The sequence below is a fragment of the Streptomyces katrae genome, assembly GCF_002028425.1.
GTDB lineage: Bacteria > Actinomycetota > Actinomycetes > Streptomycetales > Streptomycetaceae > Streptomyces > Streptomyces katrae_A.
This window is the reverse complement of sequence record NZ_CP020042.1, coordinates 2,412,017-2,425,554: the sequence shown is the minus strand read 5'-3', so window position 1 is coordinate 2,425,554 and position 13,538 is coordinate 2,412,017. Positions and strand designations below refer to the sequence as shown.

The window sequence follows — 13,538 nt, the reverse complement described above, 5'->3', positions numbered from 1 at the left end:
GGCTGTGGACTACTTGGCGACCGCGGCGGCCAGCTTCGAGAGCGGCTCGGCCAGGGCGCTGACGCCGTCCGAGAGCTCCTTGCGCTCGGTCTCGCCGACCTTGTCGTACGAGGTGAACTCGTAGGTGTTCTTGTCGGCGCGGTACTTGTCCAGGAGGGTGTTCAGCGCGGCGAACTGGGTGTCCAGCTGCTTGGCGAGCTCGGGGTCGTTCTTCGCGGTGACGGCCTTGAGGAGCTCGTAGGACTTCTCGGCGCCCTCGACGTTGGCCTTGAAGTCGACCAGGTCGGTGTGGCTGTAGCGCTCCTCCTCGCCGGTCACCTTGCCGGTGGCGACCTCGTCGAGGAGCTCCTTGGCGCCGTTGGCCATGGAGGTCGGGGTGATCTCGGCCTCGCCGACCTTCTTCTGCCAGGCGGTGAGGTCGGTGATCAGGGTGTCGGCGAGCTTCTTGTCGTTGTCGTCGATCTTGTTTTCCTGGAAGAGGGACTTCTCCAGGCGGTGCCAGCCGGTCCAGTCCTTCGCCGGGTCCTGGCCGGCCTCCAGGCCGTCCTCGCGGACGTCGACCTTCGGGTCGATGTCGCCGAAGGACTCGGCGACCGGCTCGGTGCGCTCCCAGCCCAGGCGGGAGGGGGCGTAGGCCTTCTTCGCGGCCTCCAGGTCGCCGGCCTTGACGGCGTCGGCGAAGGCCTGCGCCTTCGGCAGGGTCGCGTCGGCCTGCTCCTGGACGTACTTGCGGTACGCGGCCACGGCGGCGTCCAGCTCGGGGCTGCGCTTCTCGGCGGACCCCTTGCCGGTGGCCTTGACCTTGGTGCGGATGCCGTCGCCCTTCATGCCGGGCTTGCAGGCGAAGAGGTAGTCGCCCGCCTTGATCTCGGCGGCGATGGTGGCCTTGGTGCCGGGGCCGATGTTCTCGCGCTCGGCGACGATGCGGTCGTCCGGGAAGAGCACGTACAGCTCGGTGACCTTGGAGCCCTTGTTCTCCACCTCGATGGAGACCTTGCCCGCCGGGAAGTCGGTCGTGGAGACCTCACAGGCGCTGTCGGTCGCGGTCACGTGGATCGCGTCCGAGCCGCCCTTGTCGCTCTTCTCCGCGCAGCCGGTGACGGCGGTGAGCGCGGCGACGGCTGCGGCCGCGGCGAGGACGGTGAGGCGGGCGGGGCGCATGGGGGCTCCTGGCGAGGGTGGAGGCGTGGGGCAGCCTGGTGAGGCGGACCTAACTTAACCGAGGCTTACCTCACCGATACCCGCTCGTCCAGTGATTCAGCTCTCACCTTCCGGCCCCGGACACGAGCCCGTCACGGCCCCTCCATGGGCGGCTCAAGCGAGGGTCAAGCACGGGTCAAGTCCCCGTCCGCATTCCGTGCGGGACCGGGGTCGCCGTCCGGTTTCGCCCGGCCTGCGCCCTGTGGGGGAGCGCCGGGGGGCGCACCGGTGCGCGAGGGGCCGTACGTCCGGCAGTGCGCCCCTCCGCAGGCCGGCCCGGCGCCCCTCCCCGGACCGCGGCGGGTGGGGTCCCGCCGGGGGCGGCCGTACAGGGAGGGGGCCGCGGCCGTCCCGTGCTTGAATGCCGATGTGAACGATCTCGACGTGATCAAGGTGTTCTGCGCGGGTGACGGCCGGCACGGCAACCTGCTCGGAGTCGTCCGTGACGGCCGCACCGTCCCGGACGACGCGGCCCGCCAGGCCCTCGCCGCCGAACTGGGCTACAGCGAGACGGTGTTCGTCGACGACCCGGAGCGCGGGGTGGTCGACATCCGCACCCCCGGCACCCGGATGTCCTTCGCCGGGCACCCCCTGGTCGGACTCGCCTGGCTGCTCGACATCGAGGAGCTCCGGCCGCCCGCCGGGTCCGTGTGGGCCCGCCACGACGGGGAGTTCACCTGGATCACCGCCCGCCCCGAATGGGTCACCGGCAAGCGCACGCAGCAGTACGCCACCGCCGCCGAGGTCGAGGCGCTGCCCACCCCGCCGCCCGGCGAGGGCTGGCTCTACGCCTGGGCCTGGGAGGACGAGCCCGCCGGCCGGATCCGCGCCCGCGGCTTCCCGCGCCGCCCCGACGGGGCCGTCCCCGAGGACGAGGCCACCGGCTCGGCGGCCATCCTCCTCACCGCCGAACTGAACCGCGCCCTGAACATCACCCAGGGCGCCGGCTCCCAGCTCCTCACGGCCCCGGCCCCGGACGGCACGGTGGAACTGGGCGGCCGGGTCCGCTTCGCGTCCTAGCCCTCCCCGCCCCCGGGCCGGGGAGCGGGGGCGGGAGGCGTGCTCACGCGCTGAGCGGGAACTCCTCGCCCAGCTCCCGGAACACGGCCCCGTTGTGGTCGAAGGCCCGCTTGCACTCGTCGACGATCCGCTGCTTCTCCAGGTCGTCGGCCGCGATCGCGTCCAGCAGGTCCCGGTAGTCCCGCTTGAACGCGGCCGGGTTCGCGATCCCCGCGAACACGTAGAACCGCACCCCGTCGCCCTTGCGCGCGAACCCCCAGGTCCGCTCCGCCTTGTCCCGGATGATCTGCCCGCCGGAGAGGTCGCCCAGGTAGCGGGTGTAGTGGTGGGCGACGTACCCGCCCGGCCACTCCCGCGCGCACTGCGCGACCCGGGCCGCGTACGCCTGCGTCGCCGGCAGCGCCGTCACGGACTCCCGCCAGTCCGGCCCCCTCAGGTGCGCCAGGTCGCGCTCGATCTCCGCGACGCGCATCAGCTCGGGCCGGATGAACGGCCCCGCGACCGGATCCTCGCGGAGCGCGTCGGCCGCGTCCTCCAGCGCCCGGTACACGAACCACAGCTGCTCGGTGTAGCGGGTGTAGGCCTCCACGCCGAGCCGGCCGCCGAGCAGGTCGCTCATGAAGGCGGAGGTCTCGGCTTCGGTGTGCTGCTCGTGCGAGGCGACACGGATGACCGTGGAGAAGGCGTCCAAGGCGGACCTCCCGAGGAGAGAAATCGGGCGCGGCGACACAGCCGCCCCGCCCGATCCTCCTGCTTAGGCATGCCTAAGTCAATGTGTTCCCGACGTGCTGTCGGTAAAAAATGTCCGCGGCGCAAGCCGCCACGGCAGCCGGAGCCGCTACGGCAGGGTGAGGATCTCCGCCCCCGTCTCCGTCACCACCAGCGTGTGCTCGAACTGCGCGGTCCGCTTGCGGTCCTTCGTGACGACCGTCCAGCCGTCCTCCCACATGTCGTACTCGTGGGTGCCCAGCGTCAGCATCGGCTCGATCGTGAACGTCATGCCCGGCTCCATGACGGTGGTGGCGTGCGGGCTGTCGTAGTGCGGGATGATCAGGCCGGAGTGGAACGACGAGTTGATCCCGTGCCCGGTGAAGTCCCGGACCACCCCGTAGCCGAACCGCTTCGCGTACGACTCGATGACCCGGCCGATGACGTTGATCTGGCGGCCGGGCTTGACCGCCTTGATGGCCCGGTTCAGGGCCTCGCGGGTGCGCTCCACCAGCAGCCGCGACTCCTCGTCCACCTCGCCGCACAGGTAGGTGGCGTTGTTGTCGCCGTGCACCCCGCCGATGTACGCGGTCACGTCGAGGTTCACGATGTCGCCGTCGCGCAGGACAGTCGAGTCGGGGATGCCGTGGCAGATGACCTCGTTGAGCGAGGAGCACAGGGACTTGGGGAATCCCCGGTAGCCCAGCGTCGACGGGTAGGCGCCGTGGTCGCACATGTACTCGTGCGCGACCCGGTCCAGCTCGTCCGTGGTCACCCCCGGTGCGATGTGCTTCGCGGCCTCCTCCATCGCCTGCGCGGCGATGCGGCCTGCGATGCGCATGGCCTCGATGGTCTCGGCGGACTGCACCTCCGGTCCCGTGTACGGCTTGGGGCCGGGCTTGCCCACGTACTCGGGCCGGCGGATGTTTCCGGGAACGGAACGGGCGGGAGAGAGCTCGCCTGGTACGAGCAGCGACTGGCCAGACATGCAAGCGAGTGTATCCAGCGGGTATGGGGCAGCATGGCGACAGAGGAAGGAGCCGACGATGGCCCTGTTCAAGAAACGTCAGGTGGGCAAGCCCGGCGAGTGGTTCTACTGCCTGGTCCACAAGAAGGTCGAGGAGGGCCCCGAGTGCCCCGCCAAGGACCGCTTCGGCCCGTACAGCAGCCGAGAGGAAGCCGCCCACGCCATGGAGACGGCGCAGGAGCGCAACCTCGAATGGCAGAACGACCCCAAGTGGAACGACAAGACCCGCGAAGGGGAGGGGGACGAGGACGCCACGGGCACGGCCACCCCCTGACCGGCCCCGCTACCAGCGGCTGGGCGGCGGCGCGGTCAGCTGGTCCGCCAGCCGCGCCAGCCGGTCCCGCAGCCGCCGCACACCCGTGACCCCGCCCGCGCCCCGCCGCACCGGCAGGCCGTTCTCCCCGGCCGCCGCACCCACCAGGTGCTGCACGGTGTCCAGGTCCAGGGCGCTGTCCGCCGCCGGCACCGACAGCGCGTCGTGCGCCAGGGCGCCCAGGTCCGCGTCCCCGCCGTCCAGCGACAGCACGGTCGCCCCCGCGCGCCGGGCGTCGTGGACCCGCTCCAGCAGCCCCTCGCCCGGCCGCTCCGGAGCCACCACCAGCAGGGTGTGCCCGCGCCGCGCCGCCTCCAGCCGGCCCAGCCCGACCGACAGGTGCGGCGGCTCGCCCGGGAGCACCCGGTGCCGTACCAGCGTCGGCGCCAGCTCCGGCTGCCCCGACCAGGCGGCCTCGTCCACCAGGTGCGCCGCGAGGTGCCAGGGCTCGTACTGCTCCGTCCCCACCAGCAGCAGGCCTCCGCCCGCCGGCACCACGACCCGCCGCAGCGAACCGGCGAACCTCCGCGCCTCACCCGGCCACGGCGTCCCCGCGAGAACCTCGCGCAACAGAGCCACCCTCACGGCATCCATGGCCGCATCCTGCCGCACGCACCCGGCCCCGGTGAGCGATTCGCCCCTCTCCCACCCCTTCGACCTCCACCTACCCGGCAGTACGCTCGGCCCCATGACTTCCTCAGACAGCACCCAGAAGCCGCCGGCCAAGGACCCCTGGGACCTCCCCGACGTCTCCGGCCTCGTTGTCGGCGTCCTCGGCGGCACCGGCGACCAGGGCCGCGGCCTCGCCTACCGGCTCGCCCGGGCGGGCCAGAAGGTGATCATCGGCTCCCGGGCCGCCGACCGCGCCGAGACCGCCGCGCGGGAACTGGGCCTCGGCGTCGAGGGCGCCGACAACGCCGAATGCGCCCGCCGCAGCGACATCGTCATCATCGCGGTGCCGTGGGAGGGCCACGCCAAGACCCTGGAGGCGCTGCGCGAGGACCTCGCCGGCAAGCTCGTCGTGGACTGCGTCAACCCGCTGGGCTTCGACAAGCAGGGCGCGTACGCCCTCCAGGTCGAGGAGGGCAGCGCCGCCCAGCAGGCCGCCGCCCTGCTCCCCAACTCCCGGGTCACCGCCGCCTTCCACCACCTCTCCGCGGTCCTCCTCCAGGACACCTCGGTCGAGGAGATCGACACCGACGTCATGGTCCTGGGCGACTCCCGCGCCGACACCGACCTGGTCCAGGCCCTCGCGGCCCGCATCCCCGGCATGCGCGGCGTCTTCGCGGGCCGGCTGCGCAACTCCCACCAGGTGGAGGCGATGGTCGCCAACCTCATCTCCACGAACCGCCGCTACAAGGCCCACGCGGGCCTCCGCCTCACGGACGTCTGACCCCACCCGTCCCCCATCCCGCGCCGGGCCCGGGGCCCGGCGCGGGATGGGGGACACTGGAGGGGCTCGACCCCGTTCCGTGTCGCCGAGGAGCTGTTCCGGATGCCCCGCCTTGCCGTGTTCGCCGTTGTCGTCTGCGTCCTTGCCGTGGCCGCCGCCGTGGTCGCCTTCGTGGAGGGCAGCTTCCTCGGGATCGTGTGGGTGCTGCTGGCCGGCGTGACGTCCAACATGGCCTGGTTCTACGTGCGCAAGGCCAAGGCGGAGAAGCAGCGCACCGCCGCGTAGCAGGTCAGTCCGACGGGGCCGCGCAGAAGCCGTCCTGCCCGGTCCAGAAGCGGTACAGGTCGCGGCCGCAGTACGTCTCCAGGTCCGAGACGCCCAGGGCGCGCAGGATGCCCCGCACCGCGTCGAAGAAGACCGCGTTGACCTCCGGGATCCACAGCAGGGCGAACACCCCGATCAGCGCGAACGGCGCCAGCGGCGCGAGCTCTCGGCGTGCGCGGTGGGACAGCCAGGGCTCGATGACCCCGTAGCCGTCCAGGCCCGGGACCGGCAGGAAGTTCAGGATCGCCGCCGACACCTGGAGCAGCGCCAGGAACGCCAGCGCGAAGCGGAAGGGCTGGGGCACCCCGTCCAGGGCGTCCAGCCAGAACGGCGCGGTGCAGACGACCGCGAAGGCCACGTTCGTCAGCGGCCCCGCCGCCGAGACCAGGCTGTGCCGCCAGCGGCCCCGGATCCGGTCCCGCTCGATGTACACGGCCCCGCCGGGCAGACCCAGCCCGCCCAGGATCACGAAGACCACCGGCAGCACGATGCTGAGCAGGGCGTGCGTGTACTTCAGCGGGTTCAGGGTGAGGTAGCCCTTGGCGCCGACGGTGAAGTCCCCGCCGTGCAGGGCGGTGCGGGCGTGCGCGTACTCGTGCAGGCACAGGGACACCACCCAGGCCGAGGTGACGAAGAGGAACACCGCGAGCCCCGGGCTCGTCGCGTATCCCGTCCACACCGCCCAGCCGGTGACCGCCATGACGGCGACGATGCCGAGGAAAACGGAACTGATACGCCGCTCGCCGCGGCCGCCCTGGTGAACCATGCGGCGAAACCTATCCCGGGCTCGTGGCCCGTGGGGGCCCGGGGGCCGGGGACAATGGGCCGGTGCGTTACGCGATTCTCGGCACCGCCCAGGCCATCCGCGACGACGGGACCCCCGTCGCCGTCGGCGGAGCGCGCCTGCGCGCGCTCCTGACCGCGCTCGCGCTGCGCCCCGGCCGGACCGTGCCCGCCGCGCTGCTGGTCGCCGAGGTGTGGGACGGCGACCCGCCGGCCGACGCCGTCGCCGCGCTCCAGGCGCTGGTGGCCCGGCTGCGGCGGGCCCTGGGGCACGAGGCCGTGCGCTCCGCGGAGGGCGGCTACCGGCTGGACGCCGGACGGGACGACGTCGACCTGTACCGCTTCGAAGGGCTCGTGCGCTCCGCCGCGGCCGTGGGCGACCCCGCCCGGGCGGCGGCCCTGTACGACGAGGCGCTCGCCCTGTGGCGGGGCCCGGCGCTGGCCTCCCTCCCCGATCCGGCGGCCGAGTCCGCCCGCTGGGAGGCCGTACGGATGGACGCGCGCCGGGGCCGGCTGGGCGCGGCGCTGGCCCTGGGCGAAGCGGAACAGGCCCTGCCGGAGCTGACCGAACTGTGCGCCCGCCACCCCCTGGACGAGTCCCTGCAGTCCCTCCGCATCCGGGCCCTCCGCGCAGTGGGCCGCCCCGCGGAGGCCCTGGCCGCCTACGAGACGGTCCGCCGGGACCTGTCCACCCGCCTGGGCACCGACCCGGGCCCGGCCCTGCGCACCCTGCACACGGAACTCCTCTCGGGCACCCCCGCCCCGGAACCGCGCCCGGCCGCCCCCGCCACCCCGGCATGGCCCACCCCACAGCCCCCGGCCCCCGCCCCGACACCCGGCCCGGGCACTCCCGCCGTGGCCCACCCCGGCCCGGCCCCGGCCGGGGCCGCCCCGGCGTCCGCCGGAGCCGCGGCCTGGCCGGCCCCCGCGGAGGCCGCGTCCGCCGGTCCCGGAACCCCGCCCGGCCACCACCCGGGCGGCGCCCCCGCCGTCGGCGGCCCTGGCCCCGCCCCCGCCCCCGGGAACCTGCGGGCCCGGCTGACCACCTTCGTCGGGCGGGAGGAGGACATCCGGGCCATCGGGGGCGACCTCGGCCGGGCCCGGCTTGTCACCCTGCTCGGGCCCGGCGGGGCCGGCAAGACGCGGCTGTCGCAGGAGGCAGCCGAGGCGCACCCCGCCGGCGACTGGCCCGACGGGGTGTGGCTCGTGGAGCTCGCCCCCGTCGACGACCCCGAAGACGTGGCCGAGGCCGCCCTCACCGCCCTCGGCGCCCGCGAGACCAAGCTGCGCGGCGGCGCCGCCGAGGAACTGCGCGCGCTCACCGAACGGACCGGCGACAACCCCCTCGACCGGCTCGCAGAGCACTGCTCCCGCCGCCGGCTCCTGCTGCTCCTGGACAACTGCGAGCACGTGATCGGGGCCGCCGCCGAACTCGCCGAACGCGTCCTCACCCAGTGCCCCGGCGTGCGGATCCTCGCCACCAGCCGGGAACCGCTCGGGGTGCCGGGGGAGTTGCTGCGGCCCGTCGAGCCCCTGCCCGACCCCGTCGCGCTGCGGCTGCTGGACGACCGCGGGGCCGCCGCGAAGCCCGGGTTCCGGGTCGCCGACGACCCGGAGGCCGCCGCCGAGATCTGCCGCCGCCTCGACGGGCTGCCCCTCGCCATCGAACTGGCCGCCGCCCGGCTGCGCCTGCTCACCCCCCGCCAGATCGCCGACCGCCTCGACGACCGCTTCCGGCTGCTCACCGGCGGCGCCCGGACCGTGCTGCCCCGCCAGCAGACCCTCCGTGCCGTCGTCGACTGGTCCTGGGACCTGCTGGACGGGGCCGAACGGGCCGTCCTGCGCCGGCTGTCCGTCTTCGCCGGCGGCTGCGACCTGGAGGCCGCCGAGGCCGTCTGCGCGGACGACAGCGGGCTCGACGTCGCCGACGTCATGGCGGCGCTGGTCGACAAGTCCCTCGTCGTCGCCGCCCCCGGCCCGGCCGGCGACATGCGCTACCGGCTTCTGGAGACCGTCGCCGAATACGCCGCCGAGCGGCTGGAGGAGGCCGACCGCGAGGAGACCGGGCGGCGCCACCTCGTCCACTACCGCGAACTCGCCCGCACCACCGAGCCCCTGCTGCGCGGCCACGGCCAGCGCGCGGCCGCCGACCGCATCGCCACCGAGTACGAGAACCTCCGCACCGCCCTGCGCCGCGCCCTCGCCACCCGCGACGTCGGCGAGGTCCTGTGCCTGGTCCACGCCCTGGGCTGGTACTGGCACATGCAGGACCTGCGCGCCGAGATACGGCACTGGACCGAGGCCGCCGCCGCACTGGGCCCCGACCCCTTCGCGCCGCCCCACGTCCCGGCCGAGCCGGTCCACGAGCGGCTCCTCGACTCGCCCCCGCCCTACTCCGGCGAGGTCCTCGCCGAGGCCTGGCGCGCCGTGCACCTGGTGCGCCTGTCCTCCCGCGACCACACGGCCACCACCTGGGACAGTCCGGAGGTGCGCGCCGAAGTGGAGGGAATCCTCGCCACCTACCGGCCCGGCCTCCCGCAGACCTGCCGGACCCCGGGCTCCCTGTGGATCTACGCCGTCATGATCGCGGGGGAGCCCGGGCTGATGAAGCGGGTCGTCGACGAGACCGTCACCGCCGCCCGCGCCCTCGGCCCCGGCTACGGCTGGGAGCTGGCCTCCGCCCTCCAGCTGCGGGCCAACATCCTCGCCAACCGCGCCGACTGGGCCGGCGACGCCTCCCGCGACGCCGACGAGAGCCTCGCCCTCTTCCGTGCGCTCGGGGACGACTGGGGCTGCGCCGAAGCGCTGTCCGCCCGCGCCGAGTCCCGGGAGAAGAGCGGCGCGTACGAACTCGCCTGCCAGGACTACCTCGAAGCCATCGCCTACGCCGAACGGCTCGGCGCCCGGGCCCAGGTGACGGTGCTGCGCGTGCGGATGGCCGGGACCCTCATCGAGAACGGCCGGCTGGAGGAGGCCGAGAAGATCCTCGGCGAGATCACCTCCACCGAGCAGCGGTTCGGCAACGAGGCCATGCCCGCCGCCCGGATGTTCTACGCCGGACTCCTCGGCCGCACCGGCCGGATCCCCGAGGCCCGCGCCCAGATCGACGTCCTGCGTGAGGAGTTCGCCCTCGGCGCGTTCGCCGTCTTCGACGCGTTCCTGCGCGCGACGACGGCCTGGCTGGACAACCGGGACGGCAAGTACGAGGACGCCCTGGACCGGATCCGGGACGCCCAGCGGGCCGTGCGCCACCCGCTCGCGGCGATGGTCGCCCCGGAGCTGCCCGCCGTGTTCCTGGTGACGGCGGCCGTCTCCCTTGCCTCGCTCGGCGGGCGGCGGCGGGCCTACGAGGCGGCGCGGCTGGTCGGCGCCTACCACGCGAACCTGCCGCCCCGGCACGTCCCGGTCACCGCGGAACGCGAGGACGCCGCCCGCGCCCGGGAACTGGCACGGGCGGAGCTCGGCGACGAGGCGTACGAGCGTGCGCACGCCGAAGGCGGCGGCCTCACGGTGGAGGAGGCCGCCGCCCTCTTCTGACCCGCCCCCCGTGCGCGCCGGGCCGTCCGGGACGCGATCCGGAACGGACCGGCCCTCCGGATCAGGTCTTCTGGCGGAACTTGCGGACCGCGATCGGCATGGTGACGGCGGTGATGCCCACCGACCACGCCAGCGTGATCCACACGGAGTTGCCCAGCGGGGTGCCGTTGATCAGGCCGCGGGCCGCGTCGGCCAGGTTGGACAGCGGGTTGACGTCGGTGAAGTTCTGCAGCCAGCCGGGCATGGTGGTCGGCGGGGCGAAGATCGAGCTGCCGAACTGCAGCGGCATCAGGACGAGCATCGCCATGCCCTGGACGGCCTGCGCGGTCTTCATGGTCAGACCCAGCAGGATGAAGATCCACATCAGGGAGGCACCGAAGACGGCGGACAGTCCGATGGCGAGGAACAGGTCCAGCACCGAGGACTTGATGGACAGGCCCAGGATGAAGCCCACGGCGAGCAGGATCGCGATGGCGACCATCATCCGGCCGAGCTCGACCACGATCTTCGCGATGAGGACCGAGGACCGGGCGATCGGCATGGACCGGAACCGGTCCATCACGCCCTTCTTGAAGTCGTCGTTGACGCCGGTGCCGACGCCCATGGCGATGTTCATGCCCATCATCGCCATCAGGCCCGGGACCACGTAGTTGACGTACTCGCCCTGGTTGCCCTTGCCGGAGATCGCGCCGCCGAAGACGAACACGAACAGCAGCGTGAAGATGACCGGCATGAACAGGACGTCGAACATCGACTCGGGGTCCTGCCTGATCTGCAGGGCGTTGCGGCGCACCAGGGCGCCGATGTGCCGCAGGTTGCCCCGCAGGCCGATCCGGCCGTCCTCGGACGGAGCCGCCGCGGCCGCCCGGGGGGCCGCGGGCTTGGTGGTGGTGACGGTGCTCATGCCGCGACCTCCTCGGTCTTCTCGGTCTTCTCGGTGGGAACGGACTCCTCGGACGGGGCGGGCCGCTGTCCGGTGATGGACAGGAACACCTCGTCGAGGCTGGGCAGGTAGGTGCCGAGGTCGGCGATCGCGTACCCGCGGCCGGCCAGCAGGCCGACGACGGCGGTCAGCTGCTCGTCGCTCAGGATCGGGACGAGGAGCACGCCCTCGTCCGGGACGGCCTGGGCGCCGGACACCCCGTCCAGACCGGCCTCGGACAGGGCGCGGGCCATGTCCGGCAGGTCGGCGGAGGCCGCCGGGCGGATCCGCAGGGTCCGGCCGCCGACGCGCGCCTTCAGCTCGTCGACCTTGCCGTTGGCGATGACCTTGCCGCGGTCGATGACCGTCAGCTCGCTCGCGAGCTGCTCGGCCTCCTCCATGTACTGGGTGGTGAGCAGGACGGTGGCCCCCTCGGCGACCATCCGCTGCACCTCGTCCCACACCTCGTTGCGCGTGCGGGGGTCCAGACCCGTGGTCGGCTCGTCCAGGTACAGGACGGCCGGGCGGCCGATCATCGACGCGGCCAGGTCGAGCCGGCGGCGCATACCGCCGGAGTAGTGCATCGCGGCCTTCTTGGCGGCCTCGGTGAGCGAGAACCGCTCCAGCAGGTCGTCGGCCCGGGACCGGGCCTCCTTGCGGGACAGGTCCAGCAGCCGGCCGATCATGTAGAGGTTCTCCCAGCCGGAGAGCTTCTCGTCGACCGAGGCGTACTGGCCGGTCAGGCCTATGGTGCGGCGCAGCTGCCGCGGCTGGCGGACCACGTCGTAGCCCGCGACCGTCGCCGTGCCGGAGTCGGGGACGATCAGGGTGGACAGGCAGCGGACCAGGGTGGTCTTGCCCGCGCCGTTGGGACCGAGGACACCGAGCACGGTGCCCTCGCGGACGAAGAGGTCGACCCCGTCCAGGGCCTTCGTGTCGCCGTAGTGCTTCACCAGCCCCCGCACTTCGACGGCGTGGGGATTCTTGTCGTTTCGCGTCATGTCCCCCATGGGACCAGCCGCCACCGACAACGCTCCGACAGACCGCCGACAGACGGCCGACGGCCCGCCGGCATCCCGGAAGAGGGCTGTCGGCGGGCCGTCAGTGGAACCGTTCGTTCCGCGGATCGGTCCGTTCCGCGGATCGCCGCGTCAGCGGACCGTCACCGCGTCAGCGGTCCTAGTGGAAGGCGTGCTCCGGCTGGGGGAACGTGCCGCCGACCACGTCCTCGGCGAAGGCCTTCGCCGCGTCGCCCATGGTCGCCCGCAGGTTCGCGTACTGCTTGACGAACCGCGGCATCTTCCCGCCGGTCAGGCCCATCATGTCGGTCCACACCAGCACCTGCGCGTCGCACTCCGAACCCGCCCCGATGCCGACGGTCGGGATGTGCAGGGACCGGGTGACCTCCGCGGCCAGCTCGGCCGGGACCAGCTCCAGGACCACCGCGAAGGCGCCCGCGTCCTGGGCCGCCTTCGCGTCGCGCAGCAGCTGGTGCGCGGCCTCGTCGCCCCGGCCCTGCACCCGGTAGCCCATCGCGTTCACGGACTGCGGGGTCAGGCCCAGGTGGGACATGACCGGGATGCCGGACTGCACGAGCAGTTCCGTCTGGTGCAGCGAGCGCTCGCCGCCCTCCAGCTTGACCGCCTGGACCCCGGCCTCCTTGACCAGCCGGGTCGCGCTGCGCAGCGCCTGCACGGCGCCCTCCTGGTAGGAACCGAACGGCAGGTCGCCGACGACCAGGGCCCGGCTGGTGCCCCGTACGACGGCCGCCGACAGCATCGTCATCTCGTCCATCGTCACCGGGACGGTGGTGTCGTAGCCGAGGTGACAGTTGCCCATCGAGTCGCCGACGAGGATGACGGGGATGCCCGCCTCGTCGAACACGGACGCCGTCACGGCGTCGTAGGCGGTGAGCATCGGCCACTTCTCGCCGCGCTCCTTGGCGAGGGTGAGGTCGCGGACGGTGATCCGCCGGGTGCCCGTGCCTCCGTACAGGGTGGGGGAGGCGGCTTCGCGGGCAGGCGAAACGGCATGCGTCATTGCAACTGCTCCTTGTGTCATCTCGAGGCGCCCTCACGGCGTCCCCGGACTCACCCACCATGGTGGCACTCCCGCGGGCATGGACGGAAGTGCCGCAGCCGCGGCGCAGTGACCGGTCCGTCACACTCCTGGCCGGGCTCCAGGCGCGCGGGAGCCAATGTGCGCGTTTCGTGACAAGCGGAACCCCGGCCGCACGGCCGTTCGTCCTCCCGGTCGTACGTCCGTGAAGGGCGACACGTAAGGCTCCCGTCATCGCCTAGGGTCAAGGGGC

At 73.2% G+C, this 13,538-nt stretch carries 13 protein-coding genes; 5 read left to right on the top strand and 8 right to left on the bottom strand.

Going from position 1 to position 13,538, the window contains the following annotated elements:
- Positions 1-9: 9 nt before the first annotated feature.
- Positions 10-1,161, bottom strand: a complete 1,152-nt coding sequence (efeO, locus tag B4U46_RS11000) for an iron uptake system protein EfeO (RefSeq protein ID WP_079426461.1) — start codon at positions 1,159-1,161, stop codon at positions 10-12.
- 408 nt (positions 1,162-1,569) lie between these two features.
- Between efeO and B4U46_RS10995 the strand changes: the two genes are divergently transcribed.
- Positions 1,570-2,220, top strand: a complete 651-nt coding sequence (locus tag B4U46_RS10995) for a PhzF family phenazine biosynthesis protein (RefSeq protein ID WP_079426459.1) — start codon at positions 1,570-1,572, stop codon at positions 2,218-2,220.
- Positions 2,221-2,263: 43 nt separating this feature from the next.
- Here the strand turns inward: B4U46_RS10995 and B4U46_RS10990 are convergent, their stop codons facing one another.
- A complete protein-coding gene (locus B4U46_RS10990; protein ID WP_079426457.1) occupies positions 2,264-2,911 on the bottom strand; it encodes a heme oxygenase (biliverdin-producing) in 648 nt (215 codons plus the stop codon).
- A gap of 147 nt (positions 2,912-3,058) precedes the next feature.
- Positions 3,059-3,916 carry a type I methionyl aminopeptidase gene (gene map, locus B4U46_RS10985; RefSeq protein ID WP_079426454.1) on the bottom strand — a complete coding sequence of 286 codons (858 nt, stop codon included), beginning with the start codon at positions 3,914-3,916 and terminating at the stop codon, positions 3,059-3,061.
- A gap of 58 nt (positions 3,917-3,974) precedes the next feature.
- Between map and B4U46_RS10980 the strand changes: the two genes are divergently transcribed.
- Positions 3,975-4,229, top strand: coding sequence for a hypothetical protein (locus B4U46_RS10980; protein ID WP_079426451.1), 255 nt, complete (start codon positions 3,975-3,977; stop codon positions 4,227-4,229).
- Between the two features lie 9 nt (positions 4,230-4,238).
- On the opposite strand, the gene B4U46_RS10975 is transcribed toward B4U46_RS10980, so the two are convergent.
- A complete protein-coding gene (locus tag B4U46_RS10975; protein ID WP_079426449.1) occupies positions 4,239-4,862 on the bottom strand; it encodes a hypothetical protein in 624 nt (207 codons plus the stop codon).
- 94 nt (positions 4,863-4,956) lie between these two features.
- Between B4U46_RS10975 and npdG the strand changes: the two genes are divergently transcribed.
- Both npdG and B4U46_RS10965 read left to right on the top strand, forming a co-directional pair.
- Positions 4,957-5,661 carry an NADPH-dependent F420 reductase gene (gene npdG / locus B4U46_RS10970; protein ID WP_079431689.1) on the top strand — a complete coding sequence of 235 codons (705 nt, stop codon included), beginning with the start codon at positions 4,957-4,959 and terminating at the stop codon, positions 5,659-5,661.
- A 102-nt stretch (positions 5,662-5,763) separates the two neighbouring features.
- Positions 5,764-5,946, top strand: a complete 183-nt coding sequence (locus B4U46_RS10965) for a hypothetical protein (protein ID WP_079426446.1) — start codon at positions 5,764-5,766, stop codon at positions 5,944-5,946.
- A gap of 4 nt (positions 5,947-5,950) precedes the next feature.
- Here B4U46_RS10965 and B4U46_RS10960 read toward each other — a convergent pair whose 3' ends face one another.
- A complete protein-coding gene (locus B4U46_RS10960) occupies positions 5,951-6,751 on the bottom strand; it encodes a site-2 protease family protein (RefSeq protein ID WP_079426444.1) in 801 nt (266 codons plus the stop codon).
- Positions 6,752-6,813: 62 nt separating this feature from the next.
- On the opposite strand from B4U46_RS10960, the gene B4U46_RS10955 reads away from it, so the two are divergent.
- Positions 6,814-10,305 (top strand): AfsR/SARP family transcriptional regulator, encoded by a 3,492-nt coding sequence (locus B4U46_RS10955; protein WP_079426442.1) that lies wholly within the window; start codon positions 6,814-6,816, stop codon positions 10,303-10,305.
- 61 nt (positions 10,306-10,366) lie between these two features.
- Here B4U46_RS10955 and B4U46_RS10950 read toward each other — a convergent pair whose 3' ends face one another.
- From B4U46_RS10950 to panB, 3 genes are all read right to left on the bottom strand, one after another.
- The gene (locus tag B4U46_RS10950; RefSeq protein ID WP_079426441.1) at positions 10,367-11,209 is read right to left on the bottom strand and encodes an ABC transporter permease; all 843 of its coding nucleotides are present in this window, start codon (positions 11,207-11,209) and stop codon (positions 10,367-10,369) included.
- Positions 11,206-12,237, bottom strand: coding sequence for an ATP-binding cassette domain-containing protein (locus B4U46_RS10945; protein WP_185117268.1), 1,032 nt, complete (start codon positions 12,235-12,237; stop codon positions 11,206-11,208). The genes B4U46_RS10950 and B4U46_RS10945 overlap by 4 nt, the downstream gene beginning before the upstream one ends.
- A 169-nt stretch (positions 12,238-12,406) precedes the next feature.
- Complete coding sequence (panB, locus tag B4U46_RS10940) at positions 12,407-13,267, bottom strand: 3-methyl-2-oxobutanoate hydroxymethyltransferase (RefSeq protein WP_079426439.1); 861 nt, start codon at positions 13,265-13,267, stop codon at positions 12,407-12,409.
- Positions 13,268-13,538 lie beyond the last annotated feature (271 nt).